The sequence below is a fragment of the Phycicoccus ginsengisoli genome (assembly GCF_054779295.1).
Window position 1 is genome coordinate 1 of record NZ_BAAGYN010000009.1, and the last position, 25,839, is coordinate 25,839.

At 72.5% G+C, this 25,839-nt stretch carries 26 protein-coding genes; 2 read left to right on the forward strand and 24 right to left on the reverse strand.

Translation table 11 applies throughout. From position 1 onward, the window contains the following. Positions 1 to 459: 459 nt before the first annotated feature. From tyrS to pheS, 17 genes are all read right to left on the reverse strand, one after another. Positions 460 to 1,722, reverse strand: a complete 1,263-nt coding sequence (gene tyrS, locus ACYVDO_RS14820) for a tyrosine--tRNA ligase (RefSeq protein WP_460937237.1) — start codon at positions 1,720 to 1,722, stop codon at positions 460 to 462. 57 nt (positions 1,723 to 1,779) lie between these two features. Beyond that, positions 1,780 to 2,472 carry a DNA-3-methyladenine glycosylase gene (locus tag ACYVDO_RS14825; protein ID WP_460937239.1) on the reverse strand — a complete coding sequence of 231 codons (693 nt, stop codon included), beginning with the start codon at positions 2,470 to 2,472 and terminating at the stop codon, positions 1,780 to 1,782. Beyond that, entirely contained in the window at positions 2,436 to 3,188 is a 753-nt protein-coding gene (locus ACYVDO_RS14830; RefSeq protein ID WP_460937241.1) for a succinate dehydrogenase/fumarate reductase iron-sulfur subunit, read from the reverse strand. Before ACYVDO_RS14830 ends, ACYVDO_RS14825 begins: the two co-directional genes overlap by 37 nt. After that, positions 3,185 to 5,095 (reverse strand): fumarate reductase/succinate dehydrogenase flavoprotein subunit, encoded by a 1,911-nt coding sequence (locus ACYVDO_RS14835; RefSeq protein WP_460937243.1) that lies wholly within the window; start codon positions 5,093 to 5,095, stop codon positions 3,185 to 3,187. Before ACYVDO_RS14835 ends, ACYVDO_RS14830 begins: the two co-directional genes overlap by 4 nt. 8 nt (positions 5,096 to 5,103) lie before the next feature. Then, entirely contained in the window at positions 5,104 to 5,916 is an 813-nt protein-coding gene (locus ACYVDO_RS14840) for a hypothetical protein (protein ID WP_460937244.1), read from the reverse strand. Between the two features lies 1 nt (position 5,917). Continuing rightward, entirely contained in the window at positions 5,918 to 6,208 is a 291-nt protein-coding gene (locus tag ACYVDO_RS14845) for a hypothetical protein (RefSeq protein ID WP_460937246.1), read from the reverse strand. A gap of 157 nt (positions 6,209 to 6,365) precedes the next feature. After that, positions 6,366 to 7,790, reverse strand: a complete 1,425-nt coding sequence (gene argH / locus ACYVDO_RS14850) for an argininosuccinate lyase (protein WP_460937248.1) — start codon at positions 7,788 to 7,790, stop codon at positions 6,366 to 6,368. Further along, positions 7,787 to 8,305 carry an arginine repressor gene (locus ACYVDO_RS14855; protein ID WP_460937250.1) on the reverse strand — a complete coding sequence of 173 codons (519 nt, stop codon included), beginning with the start codon at positions 8,303 to 8,305 and terminating at the stop codon, positions 7,787 to 7,789. Before ACYVDO_RS14855 ends, argH begins: the two co-directional genes overlap by 4 nt. 43 nt (positions 8,306 to 8,348) lie before the next feature. Beyond that, positions 8,349 to 9,287 (reverse strand): ornithine carbamoyltransferase, encoded by a 939-nt coding sequence (gene argF, locus ACYVDO_RS14860; protein ID WP_460937252.1) that lies wholly within the window; start codon positions 9,285 to 9,287, stop codon positions 8,349 to 8,351. Next, positions 9,284 to 10,558: an acetylornithine transaminase gene (locus ACYVDO_RS14865; RefSeq protein ID WP_460937255.1), complete on the reverse strand. Its 1,275-nt coding sequence runs from the start codon at positions 10,556 to 10,558 to the stop codon at positions 9,284 to 9,286. Before ACYVDO_RS14865 ends, argF begins: the two co-directional genes overlap by 4 nt. Further along, positions 10,558 to 11,505: an acetylglutamate kinase gene (argB, locus tag ACYVDO_RS14870; protein WP_460937257.1), complete on the reverse strand. Its 948-nt coding sequence runs from the start codon at positions 11,503 to 11,505 to the stop codon at positions 10,558 to 10,560. Before argB ends, ACYVDO_RS14865 begins: the two co-directional genes overlap by 1 nt. Further along, positions 11,502 to 12,653: a bifunctional glutamate N-acetyltransferase/amino-acid acetyltransferase ArgJ gene (argJ, locus tag ACYVDO_RS14875; RefSeq protein ID WP_460937259.1), complete on the reverse strand. Its 1,152-nt coding sequence runs from the start codon at positions 12,651 to 12,653 to the stop codon at positions 11,502 to 11,504. Before argJ ends, argB begins: the two co-directional genes overlap by 4 nt. Next, positions 12,650 to 13,060: an ACT domain-containing protein gene (locus tag ACYVDO_RS14880; RefSeq protein WP_460937261.1), complete on the reverse strand. Its 411-nt coding sequence runs from the start codon at positions 13,058 to 13,060 to the stop codon at positions 12,650 to 12,652. Before ACYVDO_RS14880 ends, argJ begins: the two co-directional genes overlap by 4 nt. Positions 13,061 to 13,163: 103 nt before the next feature. Continuing rightward, entirely contained in the window at positions 13,164 to 14,204 is a 1,041-nt protein-coding gene (gene argC / locus ACYVDO_RS14885) for an N-acetyl-gamma-glutamyl-phosphate reductase (protein ID WP_460937263.1), read from the reverse strand. Between the two features lie 73 nt (positions 14,205 to 14,277). Then, a complete protein-coding gene (locus ACYVDO_RS14890) occupies positions 14,278 to 15,009 on the reverse strand; it encodes an SDR family NAD(P)-dependent oxidoreductase (protein WP_460937265.1) in 732 nt (243 codons plus the stop codon). After that, positions 15,006 to 17,543, reverse strand: a complete 2,538-nt coding sequence (pheT, locus tag ACYVDO_RS14895) for a phenylalanine--tRNA ligase subunit beta (protein WP_460937267.1) — start codon at positions 17,541 to 17,543, stop codon at positions 15,006 to 15,008. Before pheT ends, ACYVDO_RS14890 begins: the two co-directional genes overlap by 4 nt. Continuing rightward, positions 17,543 to 18,649: a phenylalanine--tRNA ligase subunit alpha gene (gene pheS, locus ACYVDO_RS14900; RefSeq protein ID WP_460937269.1), complete on the reverse strand. Its 1,107-nt coding sequence runs from the start codon at positions 18,647 to 18,649 to the stop codon at positions 17,543 to 17,545. The genes pheT and pheS overlap by 1 nt, the downstream gene beginning before the upstream one ends. A 339-nt stretch (positions 18,650 to 18,988) precedes the next feature. On the opposite strand from pheS, the gene ACYVDO_RS14905 reads away from it, so the two are divergent. Further along, complete coding sequence (locus ACYVDO_RS14905; protein WP_460937271.1) at positions 18,989 to 20,227, forward strand: S1 family peptidase; 1,239 nt, start codon at positions 18,989 to 18,991, stop codon at positions 20,225 to 20,227. Between the two features lie 12 nt (positions 20,228 to 20,239). Here the strand turns inward: ACYVDO_RS14905 and ACYVDO_RS14910 are convergent, their stop codons facing one another. From ACYVDO_RS14910 to infC, 5 genes are all read right to left on the reverse strand, one after another. Beyond that, complete coding sequence (locus tag ACYVDO_RS14910; protein WP_460937273.1) at positions 20,240 to 21,358, reverse strand: sensor histidine kinase; 1,119 nt, start codon at positions 21,356 to 21,358, stop codon at positions 20,240 to 20,242. Between the two features lie 9 nt (positions 21,359 to 21,367). Further along, positions 21,368 to 22,180, reverse strand: coding sequence for a TrmH family RNA methyltransferase (locus ACYVDO_RS14915; RefSeq protein WP_460937276.1), 813 nt, complete (start codon positions 22,178 to 22,180; stop codon positions 21,368 to 21,370). Between the two features lie 32 nt (positions 22,181 to 22,212). After that, positions 22,213 to 22,590 carry a 50S ribosomal protein L20 gene (rplT, locus tag ACYVDO_RS14920; protein ID WP_460937278.1) on the reverse strand — a complete coding sequence of 126 codons (378 nt, stop codon included), beginning with the start codon at positions 22,588 to 22,590 and terminating at the stop codon, positions 22,213 to 22,215. 83 nt (positions 22,591 to 22,673) lie between these two features. Next, a complete protein-coding gene (gene rpmI, locus ACYVDO_RS14925) occupies positions 22,674 to 22,868 on the reverse strand; it encodes a 50S ribosomal protein L35 (protein WP_316005437.1) in 195 nt (64 codons plus the stop codon). Between the two features lie 65 nt (positions 22,869 to 22,933). Then, a complete protein-coding gene (gene infC / locus ACYVDO_RS14930) occupies positions 22,934 to 23,593 on the reverse strand; it encodes a translation initiation factor IF-3 (protein ID WP_460937635.1) in 660 nt (219 codons plus the stop codon). Between the two features lie 292 nt (positions 23,594 to 23,885). On the opposite strand from infC, the gene ACYVDO_RS14935 reads away from it, so the two are divergent. After that, positions 23,886 to 24,266, forward strand: a complete 381-nt coding sequence (locus ACYVDO_RS14935; protein ID WP_460937280.1) for a DUF1844 domain-containing protein — start codon at positions 23,886 to 23,888, stop codon at positions 24,264 to 24,266. A 26-nt stretch (positions 24,267 to 24,292) separates the two neighbouring features. Here ACYVDO_RS14935 and ACYVDO_RS14940 read toward each other — a convergent pair whose 3' ends face one another. Then, entirely contained in the window at positions 24,293 to 24,913 is a 621-nt protein-coding gene (locus ACYVDO_RS14940) for a carboxymuconolactone decarboxylase family protein (protein ID WP_460937282.1), read from the reverse strand. A 120-nt stretch (positions 24,914 to 25,033) separates the two neighbouring features. Further along, positions 25,034 to 25,834 carry a GNAT family N-acetyltransferase gene (locus ACYVDO_RS14945; protein ID WP_460937284.1) on the reverse strand — a complete coding sequence of 267 codons (801 nt, stop codon included), beginning with the start codon at positions 25,832 to 25,834 and terminating at the stop codon, positions 25,034 to 25,036. Positions 25,835 to 25,839: the final 5 nt, after the last annotated feature.

Consider the following 25,839-nt stretch of genomic DNA (forward strand, 5'->3'; position numbering starts at 1 on the left):
CAAAGGAAAATCGCCCGAAGCAACCCACAACCAAACCATGAAAGCCTGGCCACAAGCCACCCCGAGACGAGGTTATTGGCATCGATTTTTGACACGCTGTTGAGTTCTCAAGGATCGGACGCGCACCTTTCGCAGACCGTGTGACCGGCGTCCGGGGCAACCCTTCAATCGTACGTTCTCGCTGTCCTTTTCCCAAATCCGCTCTGTGGCGTGGGATCCGGTCCGGAGACTCCCCCGAGCTGGTACCGGGCGCAGCAAAGCGTCTCGATCTCAGTTCGTACTGGGGGTTCCAACCCTCGGGACCGGCCTTCTTCGCGGTGGTGACCGCGGTGGTGTCCGTTCCTCCCTGTCGGGCTGACGTCGAGAACAGTAGACGGGCCCCTGCGGAAAACACAAATCCGCTGGTCAGCGCCCTTGGAGGGCACCGCACAGCGGATCCGTGGTGGGAGGGGTGCAGGGTCAGCCGACCCGGCGTCCCGCCGCGAGGGACTTGCGACCCCGTCGGAGCAGGGCGACCTTCCCGTGCAGGAAGTCCCCCTCCCCCAGCAGCCGCTCGGGGTCCTGCAGCTTGACGTTGTTGAGCGAGGCTCCACCGTCGCCGATGGCGCGGCGTGCGGCGTTGCGCGAGTCGACGAGACCGACGGCCACGAGGGCGTCGGTGACCGACGTGCCCACCGTGACCTCGGCCCCGGGCAGCTCGGCGGTGGCATCGAGGAGCGTCCCCTCGTCGAGGGCTGCGACGTCCCCCTTGCCGAACAGCGCCTCCGACGCCGCCTGCACGGCGGCAGTCGCGGCGGACCCGTGGACCAGGGTGGTGACGTCGGCTGCGAGCGCCTTCTGCGCCTCGCGCAGGAAGGGCTTCTCGGCCAGCGACTTCTCCAGCTCGGCCACCTCCTCCTGGGTGCGGTCGGTGAACACCTTGAGCAGGGTGACCACCGAGGCGTCCTCGACGTTGATCCAGTACTGGTAGAAGGCGTACGGGCTGGTCATCTCGGGCGAGAGCCAGATGGCGTTGCCGGCGCTCTTGCCGAACTTCTCCCCAGAGCTGTCGGTGAGGAGCGGGGTCGTCAACAGGTGGACCGACTTCCCCTCGACCCGGTGGATGAGGTCCGAGCCCGCGGTGAGGTTCCCCCACTGGTCGTTGCCTCCGGTCTGCAGCGTGCAGCCGAAGTCGCGGTACAGCTGCAGGTAGTCCAGCCCCTGCAGGAGCTGGTAGCTGAACTCCGTGTAGGAGATGCCCTCGTCGGAGCTGAGCCGTGCCGCGATCGCCTCCTTCTTCACCATCTGGTTGACCCGGAAGTGCTTGCCGACGTCGCGCAGGAAGTCCAGCGCGGACATGCCCTCGGTCCAGTCGAGGTTGTTGACGAAGACGGCGGGGTTGTCCCCCGAGCTGTCGAGGAACGGCTCGACCTGGCGGCGGATGTTCGCCACCCACTCGGCCGTCTGCTCCTTGGTCTTGAGCACCCGCTCCGCCGTCGGCCGCGGGTCGCCGATGAGCCCGGTCGACCCACCGACCAGGCAGATCACCCGGTGCCCCGCGCGTTGCAGGTGGCGGAGCACCACGAGCTGCACGAGGTTGCCGAAGTGCAGCGAGGGGGCCGTCGGGTCGAACCCGCAATAGGCCGTGACCGGTCCGTCGCCGAGGGCCTGGCGCAGCGCGGCCTCGTCGGTGGTCTGTGCCACCAGCCCGCGCCACTGCAGCTCGTCGAGAACGTTCGTCACGGTCGTCGGTCTCCTTCGGTCGGTGCGCCGCACCGCGCGGCACGGGCCAAGCCTGCCCTATGCGCCCCTGCGGCGGCTGCGCGGTTTCGCTGCGCGGTACACCGACACGCTCGGCTCGTCGGCGAGCCAGAAGCGCCAGGGGTATGCCGTGGCGTCGCCACCGGCGCCGCTCACCCCCACGCGGGGGCCGGTCCGGATGCGGCCGGTCGGCACGTGGGTGGGGGGCGAGTGGAAGGCCACCCGCCCGTCGGCCGCGCACGCGTCCGCCCCGGAGTCCTCCCCCACGAGCCCGAGCGTCCGCGCCAGGCGCGCAGGTCCCCGGGTCCAGTCCCTGCGGGGGATCCCGGGTCGGCGCTCGGCCGCCACGTCCTCACCCCCGACCACCTCACCGGCCCGCAGCAGCACCGCGCTCGCGTGCCCCGGCGGGCCCGTCACGACGTTGGTGCACCAGTGCATGCCGTAGGTGAAGTAGACGTACAGGTGGCCGGCGCGGCCGAACATCACCTGCGTGCGCCGGGTGGGACCGCGGAAGGCGTGCGACCCCGGGTCGGACTCCCCGGCATACGCCTCGACCTCGGTGAGCCGCACGGTCACCGGCCCCACCGTGAAGAACGTCCCGAGCAGCGCGGGCGCGACGTCGAGGACGTCCTCGGCGAAGAAGGACCGCTCGAGCCGCGGCCCCAGCTCGAGCCCGGGTTGCGCGTCGGCCCCGCTCAGCCCTTGCGCCGTCGGATCGTGTTGCCCAGCCACACGAGGGGATCGTAGCGGCGGTCGACGACACGCTCCTTGAGCGGGATCAGCGCGTTGTCGGTGATCTTGATGTGCTCGGGGCAGACCTCGGTGCAGCACTTGGTGATGTTGCAGTACCCCAGGCCGTGCTTGTCCTGCGCGGCCCGGCGGCGGTCGGCGGAGTCGAGCGGGTGCATGTCGAGCTCGGCGATGCGCATGAGGAACCGGGGTCCCGAGTAGACGGCCTTGTTGTCCTCGTGGTCGCGCACGACGTGGCAGACGTCCTGGCACAGGAAGCACTCGATGCACTTGCGGAACTCCTGGCTGCGCTCCACGTCGACCTGCTGCATGCGGTACTCCCCCGGCGCCACCCCCTCGGGCGGGCTGAACGCCTGGACCTCGCGCGCCTTCTCGTAGTTGTACGAGACGTCGGTCACCAGGTCCTTCTCGACGGGGAACGTGCGCAGCGGCGTCACCGTGACGGTGTCGCCCTCCTCGAAGGTGCTCATCCGGGTCATGCACAGCAGCCGCGGCCGGCCGTTGACCTCGGCCGAGCAGGAGCCGCACTTGCCCGCCTTGCAGTTCCAGCGGACCGCGAGGTCCGGGGCCTGGGTGGCCTGGAGCCGGTGGATGATGTCGAGGACGACCTCGCCCTCGTTGACCTCGACGGTGAAGTCCTGCAGCGCTCCCCCGTCGGCGTCGCCGCGCCACACCCGGAAGCTCCCCTGGTAGCTCATGATCCGCTCCCTCCGTGCCGCTGCAGCTCGGTCTCGGTGAGGTACTTCGACAGCTCGGAGCGCTCGAAGAGCTCGAGCAGGTCCTGGCGGATCTCGGGCACGGGCTGGCGCCGCATCTCGATCCGCCCGTCGTCGGTCATGGTCTCGACGAGGTTGAGCCGGCGCCACTCGGGGTCCATGGCCGGGAAGTCCTCGCGCGTGTGGCCGCCGCGGGACTCGGTGCGCTCCAGCGCCGCCATCGCCACGCACCGGCAGACGGCGAGCATGTTGCGCAGGTCCATCGCCAGGTGCCAGCCGGGGTTGAACCGCCGCCCACCGGCGACCACGACGTGGCGGGCCCGGGCGTCGAGCTCGTCGAGGACCTCGAGGGCCTCGCGGACCTCGTGCTCCCGACGGATGATGCCGACGAGGTCGTTCATCTTGCCCTGGAGCTCGTGGTGCAGGTCGTACGGGCTCTGGCCGCCGTCCTTGGCGTCGAACAGCGACAGCGCTGCCCGCGTCGCGGCCGCCACGTCGGCCTCCGCCGGGGCCGGGTGGTCGCCGCCCTCGACACCCCTGGCCCGCACGTAGTCGACGGCCCCGACCCCGGCCCGCCGACCGAACACCAGCAGGTCGGACAGGCTGTTGCCGCCCAGGCGGTTCGAGCCGTGCATGCCGCCCGCGACCTCGCCCGCGGCGAACAGGCCCGGGACGCTGGTCGCGGCCGTGTCGGCGTCGACCTCGACGCCGCCCATGACGTAGTGGCAGGTCGGCCCGACCTCCATCGGCTCGGCCGTGATGTCGACGTCGGCGAGCTCCTTGAACTGGTGGTGCATCGACGGCAGCCGGCGGATGATCTCCTCGGCCGGCAGGCGGCTCGACACGTCGAGGAAGACGCCGCCGTGGGGCGACCCCCGCCCCTCCTTCACCTCGTTGTTGATGGCGCGCGCCACCTCGTCACGGGGCAGCAGCTCCGGCGGGCGCTTGTTGTTGTCGGCGTCCTTGTACCAGCGGTCCGCCTCCTCCTCGGTGTCGGCGTACTGCGCCCGGAACACGTCGGGCACGTAGTCGAACATGAACCGCTTGCCCTCGGAGTTGCGCAGGACTCCCCCGTCGCCGCGCACCGACTCGGTGACGAGGATGCCCTTCACCGACGGAGGCCACACCATGCCGGTCGGGTGGAACTGGATGAACTCCATGTTGATGAGCGCGGCCCCGGTGCGCAGGGCGAGCGCGTGACCGTCGCCGGTGTACTCCCACGAGTTGCTCGTGACCGTGAAGGACTTGCCGATGCCACCCGTCGCGAGCACCACCGCCGGCGCGCGGAACAGCACGAAGTCGCCGCTCTCGCGCCAGTAGGCCAGCGCGCCGCACACCACGCCCGAGGCGTCCTTGAAGATGTCGGTGACCGTGCACTCGGCGAAGACCCGCAGCCGCGCCTCGAAGTCGCCGGTGGCGCGCCGGTCCTCCTGCTGCAGGCTCACGATCTTCTGCTGGAGGGTGCGGATCAGCTCCAGGCCGGTGCGGTCGCCGACGTGGGCGAGTCGCGGGTACTCGTGGCCGCCGAAGTTGCGCTGGCTGATCTTGCCCTCGGGCGTGCGGTCGAAGAGCGCGCCGTACGTCTCGAGCTCCCACACCCGCTGCGGCGCCTCCTTGGCGTGCAGCTCGGCCATGCGCGGGTTGTTGAGGAACTTGCCGCCGCGCATGGTGTCGCGGAAGTGGACCTCCCAGTTGTCCTTGGGGTTGGCGTTGCCCATCGACGCGGCGATGCCGCCCTCGGCCATCACGGTGTGCGCCTTGCCGAAGAGGCTCTTGCACACGACGGCCGTGCGCAGCCCCTGCTCGCGCGCCTCGATGGCGGCACGCAGGCCGGCACCACCGGCACCGATGACGAGGACGTCGACGTCGTGCGTCTCGAGGTCGGTCACGAGGCTCCTCAGTTGAGAATGCGCAGGTCGGAGATGGTGCCGGACGACACGAGCGCGATGTAGGCGTCGGTGACGACGAGGCTGCCGAGGGTGATCCAGGCGAACTGCATGTGGCGCGCGTTGAGCGTGCCCACGAGGCCCCAGGCCTTGTAGCGCAACGGGTGCTTCGAGAAGTGGTTGAGCCGGCCGCCGACGATGTTGCGGCAGGAGTGGCAGCCCAGGGTGTAGCACCACAGGAGCACGACGTTGGCCAGCAGGATCAGCGTCCCGAGCCCGATGCCGAAGCCGCCGTCCTTGCCGCGGAACGCGTGCAGGACGTCGTAGGTGTTGATGAGGCTGACGACCACGGCCGCGTAGAAGAAGTACCGGTGCAGGTTCTGCGCGATGAGCGGGAACCGCGTCTCACCGGAGTACTCGCGGTGCGCCTCCGGCACGGCGCACGCCGGCGGGGACAGCCAGAACGAGCGGTAGTACGCCTTGCGGTAGTAGTAGCAGGTCAGCCGGAACAGCAGCAGGAACGGCAGCGTCAGGACCGCGAACGGGATGAGCGGCGGCCACTGCCCGAACGGCGTGCCGAAGTGCGTCGAGCCCGGCACGCACGAGGTCGACAGGCAGGGCGACGCGAACGGCGTGAGGTAGCCGTAGTCGGCGACGAAGTAGTCCTTCTGCGTCGAGGCCCGGACGAGGCCGTAGAGCAGCCAGGCCGTGAAGCAGACGAACGTCACCAGCGGCTGGAGCCACCACCGGTCCTCGCGCAGGGTGCGGGCGGTGATGCGGGCGCGTCCGGGGGCGTGGACGCCTCCGCTGAAGGGTGCGGTCACGTCACTGGCCCCGGCGGTAGCCGACGCCCTCGTCCTCGACGTCCGACCACATCGAGGGGTCGTAGTCCTCGTCCGGGATGAACACGATCTCGCCGGGTCCGCCGGCCCGGTCCTGGGAGCCGACCCCGGCGGCGCGTGCCACGAGGTCGACGTCGTCGGCGAGCCGCACGACGTCGTCGCGCAGCCGCTGGATGTCGATGGTGTTGCCGAGCTCCTTGGACAGGGCGGTCACCGCCCGTCGCAGGCCCGCCACGTGCCCTGCCGCCGCGGTGAGGTCGTCGCTGACACCCATGCCGTCATCCCTTCGAACGCCGGTGCGGGTCGGCTGTGACCCACGTCACCGAACCTAGCGAATGCGCGGTCCGATGTCCCGCATCCGGGACATCCGGTATGCCGCGGACGCACCGTCGAGGTGCCGGCCCCCGCGCGCCGGGACGTCGTCCAGCAGGTCAGCGCACCTCGACGGGCCGGCCGGCCCACGCGCGCGCGTGCGCCACGGCCTCGGCGAGCCGTTCCCGCTGCTCAGCGACGCGTGCGGGTGCGGTGCCGCCCTTGGCGTCGCGGGAGGCGAGCGAGCCCTCGACGGTGAGCACGCTGCGTACGCCCGGGGTGAGGTGGGGCGAGATCGCGGTGAGGTCCTCGTCGGTGAGGTCCCACAGCTCGATGCCACGCTCCTCGCAGGCGCGCACGCAGGCACCGGCCACCTCGTGGGCGACCCGGAACGGGACGCCCTCGCGCACCAGCCACTCGGCGACGTCGGTCGCGAGCGAGAAGCCCTGCGGCGCCAGGGAGGCGAGCCGGTCGGCGTCGAAGACCATCGTGTCGACCATGCCGCTGAACGCGGGCAGCAGGACCTCCAGGGTGTCGACGGCGTCGAAGACCGGCTCCTTGTCCTCCTGGAGGTCGCGGTTGTACGCCAGCGGCAGCGACTTGAGCGTGGTCAGCAGGCCGGCCAGGTCCCCGACGAGGCGGCCGGCCTTGCCACGGGCGAGCTCGGCGACGTCGGGGTTCTTCTTCTGCGGCATGATGCTCGACCCCGTCGAGTAGGCGTCGTCGAGGGTGACGAAGGAGAACTCCTTCGTGGCCCAGAGGACGACCTCCTCGGCGAGCCGCGAGACGTCGACCGCGGTCATGGCCGCGACGAAGGCGAACTCTGCGACGAAGTCGCGCGACGCCGTGCCGTCGATGGAGTTCTCGACGGAGGTGTGGAACCCGAGGTCGGCGGCGACGGCCTCGGGGTCGAGGCCGAGCGAGGAGCCGGCCAGCGCCCCGGATCCGTACGGCGACACGGCCGCGCGGGCGTCCCAGTCCTGCAGCCGCTGCACGTCGCGGAGCAGGGCCCAGCCGTGCGCGAGCAGGTGGTGCGCGAGCAGCACCGGCTGCGCGTGCTGCAGGTGGGTGCGACCGGGCATGGCGGTGTCGGGATGACGGGCTGCCTGCGACAGCAGGGCGTCGACGACGTCGAGGACGAGGCCGGCGACGGAGCGGGCGTGGTCGCGCAGGTACATCCGGAACAGCGTGGCGACCTGGTCGTTGCGCGAGCGCCCGGCCCGGAGCCGGCCACCGACGTCGGCCCCGGCGCGCTCGATCAACCCGCGCTCGAGCGCGGTGTGCACGTCCTCGTCGTCCTCAGCCGGCACGAACGCACCCGACTCCACATCGGCGGCCAGCCGGGCCAGCGCGTCCAGCATCGCCTCGAGCGAGGCCTCGTCGAGCAGCCCGGCCGCGTGCAGCACGCGCGCGTGGGCCCGCGACCCGGCCAGGTCGTACGGCGCGAGCCGCCAGTCGAAGTGCGTCGACTTGCTCAGGGCGGCCAGCGCGTCGGCCGGGCCCCCTGCGAAGCGTCCGCCCCAGAGGCTGACCCGCTCGTTCACCGCTGCTCCTCGTTGTTCGTCGTGGTGCCCGCCAGCGCGAGCAGGTGGTCGGCGATCCGCCGCGAGGCGGCGGTGCCGGTCGTGATGACCATGATGGTGTCGTCCCCGGCGATGGTGCCGAGCAGCCCCTCGATGCGGGCGTGGTCGATGGCCGAGGCGAGGAAGTTCGCCGCACCGGGAGGGGTGCGCAGGACCACGAGGTTGTGCGACGGCTCGGCCGTGACGAGCAGCTCGGAGCAGACCCGGCGCAGCCGGGAAGTCACCGCCTGCGCCCCCTGCGCCGGACGGGCCGTGGGGTCGCCGCCCTCCCCCGGCACGGCATACACGAGCGCACGCCCCGAGCGAACCTTGACGGCGCCGAGCTCGACGAGGTCACGGGACAGGGTCGCCTGGGTGACCTCGACGCCGTCCTGGGCGAGCAGGTCGAGCAGCTCGGTCTGCGAGCGGACCTCGGTGCGCCCCAGGATCTCGACGATGCGCTGGTGGCGTGCGGTCCGGGTGGCGGCGATGCTCACCGGCGCCCCGCGGCGGGGCGGCCCGCAGATCCGCGGCGAGACGTCACGCGGACTCCTCGACGAGGAAGGACAGCAGGGCCTTCTGGGCGTGCAGCCGGTTCTCGGCCTCGTCCCAGACGACCGACTGCGGTCCGTCGATGACGGCGGCCTCGACCTCGAAGCCGCGGTAGGCCGGCAGGCAGTGCAGGAAGATCGCCTCGGCGTCCGCCTGCGCCATCAGGGCCTCCGTCACGGCGAACGGGACGAACGGGCTCGCGCTGCCCTGCCGCTCGCCCTTCTGCGCCTCCATGCCCATCGACACCCAGGTGTCGGTGACGACGACGTCGGCCCCGGCCACGGCCGCACCGGCGTCGTCCAGCACGGCGACGGAGCCGCCCTGCTCGGCCGCGATCTCCTCGGCCCTCGCGAGCACGGCGGCCTGCGGCTGGTGGGACGCGGGGGTGCCGACGCGCACGTGCATGCCGGCCAGGGCGCAGCCCAGGAGGTAGGAGTGGGCCATGTTGTTCGCGCCGTCGCCCACGTAGGCGATCGTGAGGCCGGCGAGCACGCCCTTGCGCTCGTTGACGGTCAGCAGGTCGGCGAGGATCTGGCAGGGGTGGAAGTCGTCGGTGAGGGCGTTGACCACCGGCACCCCGGCGAACGCGGCCATCTCCTCGATCCGGTCCTGGCCGTAGGTGCGCCAGACGATCGCCGAGGACTGGCGGCCGAGGACGCGAGCGGTGTCGGCGACCGACTCCCGGGTGCCGATCTGCGCCAGGGTGCCGTCGACGACGAGGGGATGGCCCCCGAGCTGGGCGATGGCACCGGTGAAGGACACCTGCGTGCGCAGCGTCGGCTTGTCGAAGACGACCGAGACGACCTGCGGGCCGGCCAGGCTCTGCCGCGAGAACGGCGCTGCCTTGAGCTCGGCCGCGCGCGCGAGGACCAGCGCCTGCTCCTCGGCGGTGAGGTCGTCGTCGCGCAGGAAGTGGCGGAGGGTCACGCGGTCTCCTTCGGGGTCGGCTCGGGCGGGGTGGACGCGGCGTCGAGGAAGGCGGGCAGGGCGGCGACGAACGCATCGACCTGCTCGGTCGTGATGACGAGCGGGGGCGCCAGCCGCAGGGCGTCCGGCGCGACGGGGTTGACGATGAACCCGCCCTCGCGCGCCGCCGCCGCGACCGCAGGAGCGACGTCGGCGGCGAGGGTGACGGCCCGCAGCAATCCCGCGCCGCGGACCCCGGTGACGAGTGGGTGGCCGAGGGCGATGACGGCCTCGACGAGGTGCTCGCCGACCTCGCGGACGTGGGCGAGCAGGCCCCGCGACTCGATCGTCTCCAGCACCGCGAGCCCGGCTGCGGCCGCAAGCGGGTTGCCGCCGAAGGTCGAGCCGTGCTGCCCGACGGTGAGCATCCCGGACACCTCGGGACCGAAGGTGACCAGGGCCCCGATCGGAACTCCCCCGCCGAGTCCCTTGGCCAGCGTCATCGCGTCGGGGACGATCCCCGCCTGCTGGAAGGCGAACCACGTGCCGGTGCGGCCGATACCCGTCTGGATCTCGTCGACCACGAGGAGCGCGCCGTGGGCGGTGGTGAGCTCGCGGGCGAGCCGCAGGTATGCCGGGCCCGGGCTCAGGACCCCGGCCTCACCCTGCACGGGCTCGAGGACCACGGCAGCGGTCTCGTCGGTGACCGCCGCACGCAGGGCGGCCTCGTCGCCGTAGGGGACGTGGCTCACGCCGGGGATGAGCGGCTCGAACGGCTCGCGGTAGGCCTTCTTGTGGGTGAGGGCCAGGGCGCCGGTGGTGCGGCCGTGGAACGCGCCCTCGGCCGCGACGATCCCGGACCGGCCGGTGCGGCGGGACAGCTTGATCGCGGCCTCGATCGCCTCGGCGCCGGAGTTGGCGAAGAAGACCGCCGACCCCTCGGGAGCCCCGGCGACGGCCAGGATGCGCTCGGCCAGCTCGATCTGGGCGGGCGAGGTGAACAGGTTGGAGACGTGGATGGCCTCGGCCGCCTGCTTGCTCACCGCGGCGACGAGGGCCGGGTGGCCGTGCCCGAGGGCGTTGACGGCGATGCCGCCGACGAGGTCGAGGTAGCGGTTGCCGTCGACGTCCCAGACCCAGCAGCCGTCACCGTGCGAGAGCACCAGCGGGGGTCGGCCGAAGACGCCGAGCACGGAGTGCTGGTAGCGGTCGAGCAGCTCGTCGTTGTGGCTCGTGGCGTGGGGCGCGGGGCCGCCGGCCGTCCTCGGGTCCGGGCTGGTGTCGGGAGCCATCACGCGTCCTTCGCGTCGGGGACGATCATCGTGCCGATGCCCTCGGAGGTGAACACCTCGAGCAGCAGCGAGTGCGGTTGGCGGCCGTCGACCACGTGCGCCTGCGGGACGCCCTGCTCGACAGCCCGCACGCACGCCTCGAGCTTCGGGATCATCCCGGCGTCGACGCGGGTGAGCAGGTCGCGGGCGCCGCTGACCGTGAGCGAGGACAGGAGCGAGTCGCGGTCGGGCCACGCGGCATACACCCCCTCGACGTCGGTGAGGACGACGAGCTTGCGGGCCTGCAGCGCGACGGCGAGGGCGGCAGCGGCCGTGTCGGCGTTGATGTTGAGGACCTGGCCGTCGACGTCGAGGTCGGGGGCGACCGTGGAGACCACGGGGATGCGGCCCGCGTCGAGGATGTCCTGCACCGCCCCCGGGTCCACCTGGACGACGTCACCGACGAGCCCGAGGTCGACGTCCTCGCCGTCGACGGTCGTGCCGCGGCGGCGGGCGCCGAAGAGGCCGGCGTCCTCGCCGGACAGGCCGACGGCGACGGGGCCGTGCTGGTTGAGCAGGCCCACGAGCTCTCGGCCGACCTGCCCGGTGAGCACCATGCGCACCACGTCCATCACCTCGGGGGTGGTGACCCGCAGGCCGCCGCGGAACTCGCTCTCGAGGCCGAGGCGGTCGAGCATCGAGGCGATCTGCGGCCCACCGCCGTGGACCACCACGGGCCGCAGACCGGCATACCGCAGGAACGCCACGTCCTGGGCGAACGCGGCCTTGAGGGTGTCGTCGGTCATCGCGTTGCCGCCGTACTTGACCACGACGAGGGCACCGCGGAAGCGCTCGAGCCACGGCAGCGCCTCGACCAGGGTCTGGGCCTTGCCCTGGGCGACGCGCAGCGCGGCGGCGCCGATGTGGCCGCGGACGGTGTTGGCGGTGGGCGGGGTGGCTGGCGTCATGTCGAGTAGGCCGAGTTCTCGTGGACGTAGTCGTGGGTGAGGTCGTTGGTCCAGATCGTCGCGCTCTCGGCGCCTGCGTGCAGGTCGACGAGCACGTGGACGTCGCGGCCGGCCAGGTCGACGAGGGAGCGGTCCTCGCCGACCCCACCGGCCCGGCAGACCTGGACGCCGTTGATGGCGACGTCGAGGTCGTGCGGCTCGAACGCGGCTCGCGTGGTGCCGACGGCAGCCAGGACCCGGCCCCAGTTGGGGTCGTTGCCGAAGACGGCGCACTTGAACAGGTTGTTGCGCGCGATCGAGCGGCCCACCTCGAGGGCGTCGTCCACACTCGCGGCCCCGACGACCTCGACGGCGATGTCGTGGTGGGCGCCCTCGGCGTCGGCGACGAGCTGCCGCGCCAGCGAGGCGCAGACCTCGGTGACCGCGGCGGTCAGGTCCTCGGCAGTGGGACGCACACCGGAGGCACCGGAGGCCATGAGCAGCACCGTGTCGTTGGTCGACTGGCAGCCGTCGGAGTCGACCCGGTCGAACGTGAGGGCCGTGGCGGCACGGAGCGCGGCACCGAGCTCGGCGGCGTCGACCACCGCGTCGGTGGTGACGACGACGAGCATCGTCGCCAGGGCCGGGGCCAGCATGCCTGCTCCCTTGGCCATGCCGCCGACCGACCAGCCCTCCCCGCCCACGGCTGCCACCTTGTGCACCGTGTCGGTCGTCCTGATCGCGACCGCCGCGTCCTCGCCCCCGTCGGCGGAGAGGGCGGCGGCCGCGGCGTCGACGCCGGCGAGGACCTTCGGCATGGGCAGCAGCTCGCCGATCAGGCCGGTCGAGCAGACGACGACGTCGCCGGCCGACGCCCCGAGCACCTCGGCGACGTGCTCGGCCGTGGCGTGCGTGTCGGCGAAGCCCTGCGGCCCCGTGCAGGCGTTGGCGCCACCGGAGTTGAGGACCACGGCGTCGGCCCGGCCGTCGGCCACGACCTGCCGCGACCAGGTGACCGGCGCGGCCTCGACCCGGTTGCTGGTGAAGACCGCGGCGGCGTGGTGGTCTGGGCCGTCGTTGACGACGAGGGCCAGGTCCGGGGTGCCGGAAGCCTTGAGCCCGGCGGTGACGCCGGCGGCCCGGAACCCACCCGGGGTCGTGACGCTCACGAGGCGCCACCGGAGAGCCGGGCCGGGGCTGCGGTGTTGCCGTCGCGCTTCCAGATGGCCATCGCCTCGTCGGCGTGCCGTCCGTCGACCAGGATCCAGTCGGTGTCGAAGGTCGACATCGCGAGGATGCTGATGCCCTGCTTGGCCAGGGGGTCGAGCAGGCCGGCGAGCACGCCCACCGTGGAGAAGTCGAGGGGACCGGCGATCTCGAACGCCGTCAGCGGCCCCTGCGCCTTCGCCCCGACCGGGACGACGTCGTGGGCACAGACCACCGACGTCTCGCTGTCGGTGTAGGTGATGGAGGCGAGAGGGCCGGTGCGCCAGTCGAAGTCCGGTTCGCTGCCGGCGGGCAGGCGCACGAACGCGACCTGCACGTCGTGGCGCATCAGGTGCAGCGGCAGGCTCATGCCCGGGTCCTTCCGTCGGTGGTGGGGACGTCGGTGGTCCCCCGGTCGGCCCGTCGGGCGGCGCCCGACGGAACGGCTCGATCAGTGCCTCTCGTGACCCGGGTCATGGCGCGATCCCCGCCACCGGCAGCCCGGCCGTCTCGGGGAGGCCCAGGGCGAGGTTGGCGCACTGGACGGCCGCACCCGCCGTCCCCTTGGTCAGGTTGTCCACCGCGGCCACGGCCACGACCCGACCGACGCGCTCGTCGACCGTCACCTGGACGTGCACGCTGTTGCTGCCGAGGACGCTCGCGGTCGAGGGCCACTGCCCCTCGGGCAGCACGTGGACGAACGGCTCCCCGTCGTATGCCTGCACCCAGGCCTCGCGCACCTGCGCCGGGTCGGCGCCCGCGGCCAGCGGCGCCGTGCAGGTCGCCAGGATCCCCCGGGGCATCGGGGCGAGCGTGGGGGTGAACGACACCGTGACGTCGTCACCGGCGACGCCACGCAGGTTCTGCTCGATCTCGGGCGTGTGCCGGTGCACCCCGCCGACGCCGTACGGCGACATCGCGCCCATCACCTCGCTGCCGAGCAGGTGCGCCTTGGCGGCCTTCCCGGCGCCGGACGTCCCTGAGGCGGCGACGACGACCACGTCGTGGGCGGCCAGGACGCCCGCGGCATACCCGGGAGCCAGGGCCAGGCTGACGGCGGTCGGGTAGCACCCGGGGACCGCGATGCGCCGCGTGCCCTCGAGGGCGGCGCGTTGCCTGCCGCCGGGGACGCACAGCTCGGGCATGCCGTAGGCCCACGACCCCGCCCACGGGGTGTCGTAGAAGGTGGCCCACGCCTGCGCGTCCCGCAGCCGGAAGTCGGCGCCACAGTCCACGACCACGACGTCGTCCGGCAGGTCGGCGGCGATGCGGGCGGAGTGACCGTGCGGCAGGGCGAGGACCACCACGTCGTGGCCGGCCAGCGTCGCGATGGTGGTGTCCTCGACGACCCGGTCCGCGAGGGGCGTCAGGTGCGGGTGGACCGACCCGAGCCGCTGCCCCGCGCTCGACGCGGCCGTGACGGCACCCACCTGCAGCTCCGGGTGCCCGAGGAGCAGCCGGAGGACCTCCCCGCCGGCGTACCCACTCGCACCTGCCACTGCCACGCTCCACATGTGCATGACCATACAACATCCGGCATGCCCATGCATTCAGGTCCAGCCCGTGGAACCGGGCGCCGGCCCGGGCTCAGGTGAGCGGGTCGTCCTCGCCCCAGCGCAGTAGGCCGAGCGTCCGGTCACCCTCGCCCAGGCCCTGCTCGGCCCGGGTCTGCAACGACTCGGCCGTGTCGACGCCGGCGCGCACCATCCGCCCCGACCAGGCGTCGAGCCGACCCTCGGCGAGGGCCAGGAGCAGGTCCGTGACCTCCCGCGGCGAGGTCCACTCGGTGCGGTCCTCGTGGGCCTTCATGGCCAGCGTCATGTCGGTCTGCACGACGCCGGGTGCGAGGTCGAACGCCCGCACGCCGTGCGCGCCGCCGATGCCCGTGGCAGCGGTCAGCCGGGCGAGGGCGCCCTTGCTGACGTTGTAGGCCGTGGCGATGTCGTGGTTGCGGTACGCGGCACCGGAGTTGATGTTGACGATCCGCCCGCCCGTCGCCGCGAGGTGCGGCAGGGCGGTGCGGGTCACGAGGTACGGGCCGCGCACGTTGACCTCGACCGTGTGCCACCACTCGTCGGGGTCGCTGTCGGCCAGCGGCACCTCCGCGTCGATCACCCCGGCGTTGTTGACCAGCAGGTCGAGGCGGCCGTGGCGCGCCACGACGTCGGCCACCCACCGCTCGACGGCGGCCCTGTCGGTCACCGGCGCCACGGCCGTGGAGCCGCGCTCGGCGACCCAGCCGGCGGCCTCGAGGGCATCGGCCACGTACCGGCCGATGCCCCGCGAGGCGCCCGTCACCACCGCGACCCGCGGGCTCACCGCTGGACCGCGCCGGTGCGGCTCGCTGCCTCGGCGACGGCGGCGTCGCGCAGGGCGGACACCTCCTCGGTGGTGAGGGTCCGGGTGGTGGGGCGGAAGGTGAGCCGGTAGGCCAGCGACTTGCGCCCCTCCCCCACCTGCTCGCCGCGGTAGACGTCGAAGAGGACGAGTGACTCCAGGTCCGCACCCGCGCCCGCCCGGAGGGCGGCCTCGACGTCGGCGGCCGGGACGGACTCGTCCACCACGAGCGCGACGTCCGTGTGCGCCACCGGGAACGTCGACAGCGCCGTGGCGTCGTGCGGGGTCCCGCTGGCGGTGACGAGGACGTCGACGTCGAGCTCGCCGGCCACCGTGCGGGCGGGGAGCTCCAGGGCCGCGACGACCTTGGGGTGCAGCTCGCCCACGTGGCCGACGACGGTGCCGTCCACCAGCGCGACCTCGGCGCAGCGACCGGGGTGCCACGGCGCCCGGTCCGCCGCCTGCACGCGCAGCTCGAGCCCGAGCGCCTGACCCACTGTGAGTGCCCACGCGACGGCGTCCGAGGTGTCGACGTGGCGGGCCGGTCCCCAGGGGCCACCGCGCTCGGCCTCGCCGGCGGCGGCGTAGGCCACGTGGCGCGGCTGGGCGGGCACCGCACCCGTGATCGCGGCGAGGGTCGCGTCGTCGGGGCGCGACTCGGTGGCGGGGACCGGGGCCGACAGGGGCGCCTCGGGCGCCTGCGTCACCAGTCCGACCTCGTACACCGCGGCGTCGCGGGTACCCCGGGCGACGTTGCGGCGCAGCGTGTCCAGCAGGGAGTCGAGCACCGAGGTCCGCATCAGCGGTGCCTCGTCCGAGAGCGGGTTGGCCAGCCGCACGGCGCGGCGGCGCGCGTCGTCGGCGGCATACCCCAGCGCGTCGAAGAGGCCCGGCGCGACGAACGGGTAGCTCAGGACCTCGGTCAGCCCCTGGTGCGCGAGCGTGGTCGCGACCAGGCGCCGGACCCGCTGGCCGTGGGTCAGCCCGCGCCCGGCGGACTTCGGCTGGGGCAGGACGGACGGGATCTGGTCGTAGCCGCGCACCCGCGCGACCTCCTCGACCAGCTCGGGTCCATCGGTGAGGTCGGGCCGCCACGACGGCGGGTTCACCGTCACGGTGTCGCCCTCGCCGGGCTCCACCTCGCAGCCGATGGCCGCGAGGGTGGAGAGGACCTCCTCGCGGGGGTACTCCAGCCCGACGTAGCGGGTGGGCAGGGTGGTGTCGAAGGCGAACGGCTCGCGGGCCACCCGGTGGTCGACGTCGGTGTATGCCGTGTCGGCCGTGCCGCCGCCGTGCTCGACGAGCAGCTCGACGGCCAGCTGGGCAGCCGCGGCGGTCACGTCGGGGTCGACGCCCCGCTCGAACCGCCGGGACGCCTCGGTGGTGAGCCGGTGGCGGCGGGCGGACCGGGCGACGGTGACCGGGTCGAAGTGGGCGGCCTCGACGAGCACGTTGCTCGTCGTGCCGGACACCTCGGAGGACGCGCCGCCCATGACGCCGGCGACCGCCAGCGGCGTGTCCGCCCCGTCGACGATGAGCAGGTCCTCGGGGTCGAGCGAGCGCTCGACGTCGTCGAGGGTGGTCAGCTTCTCCCCCGCCCTGGCCCGACGCGTCCCGACCGAGCCCGACAGCGTGTCGAGGTCGAAGGCGTGCAGGGGCTGGCCGAGCAGCATCATCACGTAGTTGGTGACGTCGACGGCCAGCGAGATGGGGCGCATCCCCACCTGCGTGAGCCGCTTCTGCATCCACTGCGGGCTCGACGCCGACGTGTCGACGCCGCGGACGACCCGGGCGATGTACCGGTCGCAGCCCTCCCGGCCGTCGATCGGCGCCGCGTCGGTGAGGTGGACGGCATACCCGCCCTCCCCCGGCGGGTCGATGGCGAGGAGGGCCGGGTCGCGGAAGGCGACGCCGGTGGACAGGGCGTACTCGCGCGCGATCCCCCGCAGGGAGAAGCAGTAGCCGCGATCGGGGGTGACGTTGACCTCGACCACCTCGTCGGCCAGGCCGAGCAGGGCGATGGCGTCGTCGCCCGGCTTCAGGCCGGCGGCGACCTCCTCGCCGAGCAGCTCGGTCAGCACGATGATGCCGCTGTGGTCCTCGCCGAGGCCCAGCTCCTTCGCGGAGCAGATCATGCCGTTGCTGACGTGGCCGTAGGTCTTGCGCGCGGAGATCTCAAAGCCGCCCGGCAGCACGCCGCCGGGCAGGACGCAGACGACGAGGTCGCCCGCGACGAAGTTGTGGGCACCGCAGACGATCTCCTGTGCCTTGCCCTCGGTGAGCCGCTGGCCGTTCTCGCCGACGTCGACGGTGCACCAGTTGATCGTCTTGCCGTTCTTCTGGGGCTCGGGCTCGACGGTGAGGACGCGACCGACGACGAGGGGTCCGGAGATGTCGCCACCGTGCAGCCCCTCCTCCTCGAGGCCGACCCGCACGAGCGACGCGGCGACGTCGGCACCGGTGGCGTCCGCGGGCACGTCGGTGAGCTCGCGCAGCCAGGACACGGGCGCGTACATCAGATCTCCATTCCGAACTGCTGGGAGAACCGCACGTCTCCCTCGACGATGTCGTGCATGTCGGCGACGTTGTGCCGCAGCATCAGCGAGCGCTCGACGCCGAGGCCGAAGGCGAAGCCGGTGTAGCGGTCGGTGTCGACGCCGGCGGCGCGCAGCACCCGCTGGTTGACCATGCCGGAGCCGCCGAGCTCGATCCAGCCGGTGCCGCCGCAGGTGCGGCACGGGGCGCCGTCGAGCGTGCCCGAGCCTCCGCAGACCCAGCAGCGGCAGTCGATCTCGGCACTGGGCTCGGTGAACGGGAAGTAGTTGGGGCGCAGCCGGGTCTCGATGCCGTCGCCGAAGAGGCGCTGGACGAACGCGTCGAGCGTGCCCTTGAGGTGTGCCATCGTGATGCCCTCGTCGACGACGAGTCCCTCGAACTGGTGGAACACCGGCGTGTGGGTGGCGTCGAGGTCGTCGGTGCGGAACACCTTGCCGGGGCACAGGACGTAGACCGGTGGCTCGTGCGTGAGCATGGTGCGCACCTGGACGGGCGAGGTGTGGGTGCGCAGGACCAGGCCCGATCCGGCCGGCTCCACGAAGAAGGTGTCCTGCTCCTGCCGGGCGGGGTGGTCGGCGCCGATGTTGAGGGCGTCGAAGTTGAGCCACTCCGCCTCGACCTCGGGGCCCTCGGCGATCTCCCAGCCCATGGCCACGAAGATGTCCTCCACCCGCTCGGACACCAGGCTGATCGGATGGCGCGCGCCGATCGGGCGACGGGGCACGCGGACCGTGACGTCGACGGCCTCCTCGACGAGGATCCGCTCGTCGCGCTCCGCCTCGAGCTCGGCCTGGCGGCGGGCCAGCGCCTGCCCCACGCGGCCTCGGGCCTGGCCGACCCGCTTGCCGGCCTCGGCCTTGGCGCTCGGCGGGAGGGCGCCGATCTCGCGGTTCGCCAGGGCCAGCGGGCTCTTCTCCCCCTGGTGGGCCAGGCGCGCGGCCTTGAGCTCCTCCAGGGTGCCGGCCGCGGCGATGGCGGTGAGGGCGTCGTCCACGGCCTGCTCGACGGCCGCCGGGTCCAGCGCGGCCACCTCGACGGGGTCGTACTGCTTGTTGGGTCCGGACATGTCCTTCATCTCTGCTGGGGGCGCGGCTCCCCGAGTCTAGGGGCGCCCGCGCACGGCTTCCCCACGTGGGGCGGGAGGCTGCGGAGCCTTCGGAGCGGCCCGCCGGACGGTGGAGGAGGTATGCCGGGTCGTCACGTCGCGGCGTGCCGCGGGACGGTGGGGCGCCCTCAGAGCAGCACGGCGGCCGCGTCCGAAGGCGCGGTAAATCGCATCGTGCTGCCGGTCATGGCACCAGCGTGGCGGGAGACCGACATGCGGCGCAACGGGGTTCCGCAGAATGGGCCTTCCCTTTTCCCGCCGACTGTGGACACTGACTGGTGCAGGGAGACAGGGGACGTCATGAAGGGTCACATCGCGGCCTCGTGCCTGCTGCCTGCACTCTTGGTGTGCTCGGCTTGTGCCCGCACGCCGCAGCCGGAGAACCCGTCACCGCCACCCACCGTGACGGTCACGAAACAGCCGACGCGCACCGATACGGGTGCCAGCACGTCCCAGCCTCCCCCCTCCTCGCCTTCCTCCACCACGACTGGACCGTCGCTGGCGGGATCGTTCGCTGCGGTGAAGAGCGGCGTCGTTCGCATAGAGGTGGCCACCTGCGAGAACTGGTCGCAGGGGTCGGGCTTTCTCCTCGACGACGACTTGGTGGTCACGGCTGCGCACGTCGTGACCGGCGGCCAGGTGCTGCGGGTCATCAACGGGACGGTCTCGACTGCGGCCGACATCGTCGGCATAGACCCGCAGAAGGACGTCGCGCTGCTGCGAGCACAGGTACCACTCGCCGGTCGCCACCTCGAGCTCGCAGGCAAGGACCCGGCTGTCGGGGACGAGGTGGCGGCGGTCGGTTACACCCGCGGCGACCCACTGTCCTACAAGCCGGGCGCCGTGAACGGGCTCGACCGCAAGGCCGTGATCGGCGAGTACGCAAGGCATGGGCTCGTCGAGCTGGACTTCGCGGCCAACCACGGCAACAGCGGCGGCCCTGTCATCGACGACCGGGGCCGGGTCGTCGGCATCGTCGACGCCCAGACGGACATCGTCGGCCCCGACGGCAACAAGTCCGGGGAGGAGCAGGGCGACCGCCTGGCCGTTCCGCAGTCGCAGGTCGCCACCACGATCGCGCCGTGGCGGGACTCCTCGGCGTCGGTAGCTCTCCAGGACTGCAGCACGATCGTGGACGCTCAGGGGCAGGCGCTGCCCGCGGACCAGTTCCCCACCGACATCAGCCAGCAGGTGGTGCAGACGCTTTGGATCTACTTCGACGCCATCAACCACGGCGACTTCCCCGCGGCACTGTCCCAGCTCGCCCACCCACAGTCGCTGGCAAGCTTCGAACGAGGGGTCGGCAGCACTCGCGATGGCGACCTCCGGCTGAACGACATCACTGTGGTCGACGGGCGCCCCGTCGTGTGGCTCGACTTCACGAGCACACAGGATCCCGGTGACGGTCCGGCCGCACGCCCGCAGGAGACCTGCACGGAGTGGTCCCTGGACTACCACTTCACCCTGGTCAGAGGCTTGTGGCTGATCGACAAGGGCACTGCTCATCCGGGCACCGCGATGAACCGTCCCTGCTCCTAGCGGGGCCGCTGCTCAGGAGAGGTAGTCGGGGGCGGTCGAGGGGAAGCTGAGCCGGAACTGCGCGCCACCGGAGGGCGCCGACGCCACCACCACGCGCCCTCCGTGGGCCTCCACGAGCCCCTTGACGACGTAGAGGCCGAGCCCGGTGCTCCCGCGCCCCGAGCCGTGCCAGAACCGGCTGAACACGAGCGCCCGGTGGTCCTCGGGGATGCCCCGGCCCTCGTCGCCCACCACGATCTCGACGCCGTCCTCGGCGCGGCCCTTGGCCACCATCGCGGCCCTGGCCTCCGGGCTCGCCGGCACGGCCGCGAGGGTCACGACGCCCTCGCCGTGGCGGACGGCGTTCTCGAGCAGGTTGGACAGGATCTGGTCGAGCCGGTCGGGGTCGGCCCACACCTCGGGCAGCCGCTCGTCGACCTCGATCGCGAACCGGTCGCGTTCCAGCCCGCTCGCGACCGCCCGCTCCACGTGCCGGTGGAAGACGGCCGAGATGTCGAGCGGCAGCGGCCGGATCTGCAGCCGGCCGGAGTCGATGCGCGAGACGTCGAGCAGCTCGGTGATGAGGCGGGTCACCCGGTCGGCGTCCGCCTCGATGGTCTCGAGCATGAGCCGCTTCTGGTCGTCGGTGAAGCGGTCCCACCGGCGCAGGAGCGTCGAGGAGAAGCCCTTGACGCTGGTGAGCGGGGAGCGCAGCTCGTGCGCCACGGTGGAGATGACCGCGGCGTTCTCGGCCTCCTCCCGGCGGCGGTAGAGGGCGTCGCGCATGAGGATGTTGACGCGGTTGACCGGCTCGTTGCGGCCCGGGCGCAGGTACTTCGCGGTCACGAGGACCTCGCGGCCGTTGTGCCGCAGCATGAGCATCTTCTCGCGGTGACCGGTGCGGATCCGCAGGCCGCCCCACGGGTTGGTGGTGTCCCACCACGAGCTGCCGTCGCTGTCCTGCAGGTCGACGGCCTCGCGGATGTCCGCACCCACGAGGTCCCCGGGCGCGCGCCCGAGGATGCGCCCGGCACGCGTGTTGAGGAACAGGATCCGGGCGTCGCCGTCGGCGGCCACGAGCCCGTCGGGGATGAGCTCGGCTGCGATGCCGGCGGACTCGTTGTCCATGAGCATCCCTGGCGTGAACTCCATGGCGGGACCCTAGCCGTTCTGGGCGGTCGCCGAGGCGTACAGGCAGACGGTCGCCGCCATCGCGAGGTTGAGGGACTCGGCCTGCCCGTAGATGGGCACGCGCACCACCTCGTCGCACCGGGCCCTGGTCTCCTCGGGCAGGCCCCAGGCCTCGTTCCCCATCACCCACGCGTGGGGCGTCGACAGCTCGACCTCGCCCAGCAGCCGCTCGCCCGACCCGTCGGCGGCGAGCGTCCGGATCCCGGCGGCGCGCAGCCGTTCGACGGTCGGCTCGAAGGCGAGGCCGGTCACGACCGGGAGGTGGAACAGCGAACCCGCCGTGGACCGCACCACCTTGGGCGAGAACACGTCCACGGAGGCGTCGCTCACCAGGACGGCATCGGCGCCCACCGCGTCGGCTCCCCGGATCACGGTGCCGGCGTTGCCGGGGTCGCGGACGTGGGTGAGCAGGACGAGCAGCCGGGGACCTGCACGGAGGACACCCTCGAGGTCGGCCGGCAGGACCCGGCACACGGCCACCATCCCCTGGGGCGTGCCGGTGTCGCACATCTCGGCGAGGACGTCCTCGCTGACCTCGTGCAGGTAGAGGCCGGCCGCGCGCGCAGGGTCGACGATGTCGGTGGCATACCGCTCGGCGGCAGGAGCCGTGAGGTAGACGTCGAGGACGGACTCGGGGCGGTGCCGCACCGCCTCGCGGACGGCCTGCGGCCCCTCGGCGAGGAAGCGCCCGGCCCGCTCACGCGCCGAGCGCCGGGACAGCGCCCGCACTGCCTTGACCCGGTCCGACCTGGGGTTGGTCAGGGGGCCGTTCGGCAGGGGCATGTCCCGGCGCTCGGGGTGCGCTGAGGTGGAGCTCAGGCGGAGGCGTCTGCGGTCGCCGGCACGTTGGCGCGGGCGATCTCGACGAGCGCGGCGAAGGCGGCCTCGTCGTTGACGGCCAGCTCGGCCAGCATGCGACGGTCGACCTCGATCTCCGCGGCCTTGAGGCCCTGGATGAAGCGGTTGTAGGTCATGCCGTTCGCGCGGGCGCCGGCGTTGATCCGCTGGATCCACAGGCGACGGAAGTCGCCCTTCTTGGCCCGGCGGTCACGGTAGGCGTACCCGAGGGAGTGGGTGACCTGCTCCTTGGCCTTGCGGTACAGGCGCGAGCGCTGCCCGCGGTAGCCACTGGCCCGCTCGAGGACGACCCGGCGCTTCTTCTGGGCGTTGACCGCCCGCTTCACGCGTGCCACGTGAGTTCTCCTTGCTTGGTTCTGGACGAATCCGAGGCTGCTGCTGTGCTGAGCCCGGTGCTGCTGTCAGGGATGGGCTCGGCTCAGCGGCCGAGGAGCTTCTTGACCTTCTTGGCGTCCGGCTTGGACACCTCGACGTCGTTCGCGATCGAGCGCATGTACTTCGAGGACTTGTGCTCGAGCAGGTGGCGGCCGTTGGTCTGCTCGCGCATGACCTTGCCCTTGCCGGTGATCCGGAAGCGCTTCTTGGCGCCAGAGTGCGTCTTGTTCTTCGGCATGGCTGCCGATCTCCTTCTGTCCGACGGTTTGGTCTGGTGGGTGGTGCTCGGGTGGTTCGGGCGGCCTACTCGGCCGGGGCCTGCTCCGTGGCGGGCGTGTCAGCGACCTGCGCGTCGTCGACCGGTGCGTCGGCGGCCGCTGCGTCCTCAGCCGGTGCGGCCTGGTCGGCGGCGGGCGTCTTGCGCGCGCGGCGCTGCTCGGCCATCGCCTCGGACTTCTTCTTGATCGGCGCCAGCACCATGATCATGTTGCGGCCGTCCTGCTTGGGGGCCGACTCCACGGTGCCGAGCTCGATGACGTCCTCGGCGAGGCGCTGCAGCAGCCGGAAGCCCAGCTCGGGGCGGGACTGCTCGCGGCCGCGGAACATGATCGTCACCTTGACCTTGTCGCCGCCCTTGAGGAACCGCTCGACGTGGCCCTTCTTGGTGCCGTAGTCGTGCGGGTCGATCTTGGGGCGGAGCTTGATCTCCTTGATGACCGTGTTGACCTGGTTCTTGCGGGCTTCCCGGGCCTTCATGGCGGCTTCGTACTTGAACTTGCCGAAGTCCATGAGCTTGGCGACGGGAGGCTTGGCCATCGGGGCCACCTCGACGAGGTCGAGGTCGGCCTCGGCGGCCAGCCGCAGCGCGTCCTCGACGCGCACGATGCCGACCTGTTCTCCGTTGGGACCAACCAACCGCACCTCCGGTACACGGATGCGGTCGTTGATGCGAGGCTCGCTGATGGGTGTCTCCTTGCGCTGGGATCCAGGGTCGTGACCGCCACAACGAGAAAGGCTCCCCGTCGCCGTTGCGCGGGAAGCCTCACCTGATCCGTCTCGGGGTCCACCGAGACCCGGTATGCCGCGTGGCTGGCGCCCGCGGCATACGCCTCGGTGACCTCGGGAACCCGGCGACCTGGTGGTCGTCGCGGGTGGAAGCAGGTGCTGCTTCACTTGCACACCGTCCCCCTCGTGGAGGCCTCCGCTGGAGTCCCCCGGCGCTGGGTACGGCCGGTCGATCTGCAAGGCTACCAGCGTGAGCACGCAATCTCCCAATCCCGAGGGCACCCACCCCGGCACCGACCCCACCGAGCAGGCCACCCGCGACATCGCGGAGGTCCCGGCGGTCGAGGTCATCACCACCGCCGCCATCCACCTCATGTCGGCGGCCGCCGTGAAGTGCGGGCTCGCCGAGGGACCGGACGCCGCCGATCACCTCGACCTCGACGAGGCCCGCCGCCTGATCAACGCGCTCGCCGGCCTGGTCACCGCCTCGGCTCCCGACCTCGGCAGCCAGCACGCCGCCCCGCTGCGCGACGGGCTCAAGTCGCTCCAGCTCGCCTTCCGCGAGGCCTCGGTCATCCCGGACCCGCCGGGGCAGGGGCCGGGCGAGAAGCTCACCGGCTCGGTCGTCTGACCCGCGAGGCTCGGCCCCGGCGGCCGTCAGCGCTCCGGCGTGGCCGCCTCCGCGTGGGAGCCGGCCACGGGGCGGCCGACGGTGAGCGCCCCCCGCATCGGCGCGGGCAGGGCCCCGAGCTGCTCGTCCGGCTCGGCGCCGAGGCCGTCGAGGACCGTGGCGAAGAAGCACCGGGCGGCGACGGCGGCCACCACGAGGAAGATCTCGCGGTCGTCCAGCCCGAGGTCCTGCAGCCGGCGCACCTCTGACCGGTCGACCGTCGAGGGGTCGTGCGCGACGTGCCGGGCGAGCTCCATGAGCGCCGTGTCGACCTCGTCGGCCGGGACCGGCTCGTCCCGGGCGCCCGCGAGCCCGGCGACCTCGTCCGGGGTGTGGAACAGGTCCGCGAGGAACTTGCCGTGCGCGAGCGAGCAGTAGCTCGACCCGCGGGCCTGCGCGGCCGCCAGCGTCACCAGCTCGAACCGCCGCCGGTCGAGGTTTCCCCGGATCGAGCCGACCAGCTCGCGCCAGGCGGCCATCACCGCCGGCTCGTGGCTGAACAGCGTGGCGTAGTTGGGCAGGTAGCCCCACGACTCGCGCTCGGCGGCATACATCGCGGCCACCTGCGGGTCGGACTCCCCCGCGGCCGCTGGTTCGATGAAGGACATGCTCGTCCACCTCCTCGGACAGCATGCCCGCCTCCCCGCCACCGTGGGCTCGGCCCTACGACGGAGGCGGTGGGTGGAGCCACACCCGCGTTCCCGGCCGCGTCGGGGAGGCGTCGGCCCTCAGCGGTCCTGCGGCGCCCGCACCGGCGGGTGGCCCAGCGCCGCGGCCATGTCGAGCCTCGTGCGCTGCGCCCCGTCGACGTCGAAGTTCGACGGGTCGAGCCAGCGTTCGAGCTCGGCCCGGACGGTCGGCCACTCCTCGCCGGTGATCGAGTACCAGTCGGTGTCGCGGTTGCGCCCGCGGTAGACCATCGCGTTGCGGAACGTCCCCTCCCAGGAGAAGCCGAGCCGGCCCGCCGCCCGGCGGGAGGGCTCGTTGGTGGAGTCGCACTTCCACTCGTACCGGCGGTAGCCGAGGCCGTCGAAGGCGTGGCGCATCATGAGGTACATCGCCTCGGTGGCCGCGGTCGTGCGCCGCAGGGCGTCGGAGAGCACGATGCCCCCGACCTCGACCGAGCCGTTCGGGGGGTCGATGCGCAGGTAGCTGGCGATGCCGAGGGCCGTCCCGCCCGGGTCCAGCACCGCGAGCGGGACCGCGGTCGGGGAGGCGTCGAGCGAGCCAACCCACGCGGCCATCGCGCCTGCGTCCGCGAGCGGGCCCTGCGGGTAGTACGCCCAGGTCGAGGGGTGGCTCTCGAGGTCCAGGGCCCGGTGCAGGCCCTCGACGTGCTGCCGCGCCGGCTCGAGGCGGCAGGTGCGGCCGAGGAGCGTCACCGGCTCGACGGGGGGACGCGGTACCCACCCCGGCACCGGCCGCCCGACCGGCTGTCCGTGCTCGTTGGCGAACCCGGCTCCCGGACCGGCGTGGGTGGGCTCCGGCGCGTCCTCGGCGGGCTCGGTCATGGCAGCGGGACTCGGCACGGCGG

Excerpts from the sequence above, each read along its gene's own strand:
- argC (WP_460937263.1), bottom strand. The coding sequence starts at position 14,204 with ATGTGGAGCGTGGCAGTGGCAGGTGCGAGTGGGTACGCCGGCGGGGAG.
- argB (WP_460937257.1), bottom strand. The coding sequence starts at position 11,505 with ATGACGCCAGCCACCCCGCCCACCGCCAACACCGTCCGCGGCCACATC.
- pheS (WP_460937269.1), bottom strand. The coding sequence starts at position 18,649 with ATGTCCGGACCCAACAAGCAGTACGACCCCGTCGAGGTGGCCGCGCTG.
- ACYVDO_RS14880 (WP_460937261.1), bottom strand. The coding sequence starts at position 13,060 with ATGAGCCTGCCGCTGCACCTGATGCGCCACGACGTGCAGGTCGCGTTC.
- ACYVDO_RS14910 (WP_460937273.1), bottom strand. The coding sequence starts at position 21,358 with ATGGAGTTCACGCCAGGGATGCTCATGGACAACGAGTCCGCCGGCATC.
- ACYVDO_RS14865 (WP_460937255.1), bottom strand. The coding sequence starts at position 10,558 with ATGGCTCCCGACACCAGCCCGGACCCGAGGACGGCCGGCGGCCCCGCG.
- ACYVDO_RS14940 (WP_460937282.1), bottom strand. The coding sequence starts at position 24,913 with ATGTCCTTCATCGAACCAGCGGCCGCGGGGGAGTCCGACCCGCAGGTG.
- pheT (WP_460937267.1), bottom strand. The coding sequence starts at position 17,543 with ATGTACGCGCCCGTGTCCTGGCTGCGCGAGCTCACCGACGTGCCCGCG.
- rpmI (WP_316005437.1), bottom strand. The coding sequence starts at position 22,868 with ATGCCGAAGAACAAGACGCACTCTGGCGCCAAGAAGCGCTTCCGGATC.
- ACYVDO_RS14845 (WP_460937246.1), bottom strand. The coding sequence starts at position 6,208 with ATGGGTGTCAGCGACGACCTCACCGCGGCGGCAGGGCACGTGGCGGGC.
- ACYVDO_RS14905 (WP_460937271.1), top strand. The coding sequence starts at position 18,989 with ATGAAGGGTCACATCGCGGCCTCGTGCCTGCTGCCTGCACTCTTGGTG.
- ACYVDO_RS14915 (WP_460937276.1), bottom strand. The coding sequence starts at position 22,180 with ATGCCCCTGCCGAACGGCCCCCTGACCAACCCCAGGTCGGACCGGGTC.
- ACYVDO_RS14830 (WP_460937241.1), bottom strand. The coding sequence starts at position 3,188 with ATGAGCTACCAGGGGAGCTTCCGGGTGTGGCGCGGCGACGCCGACGGG.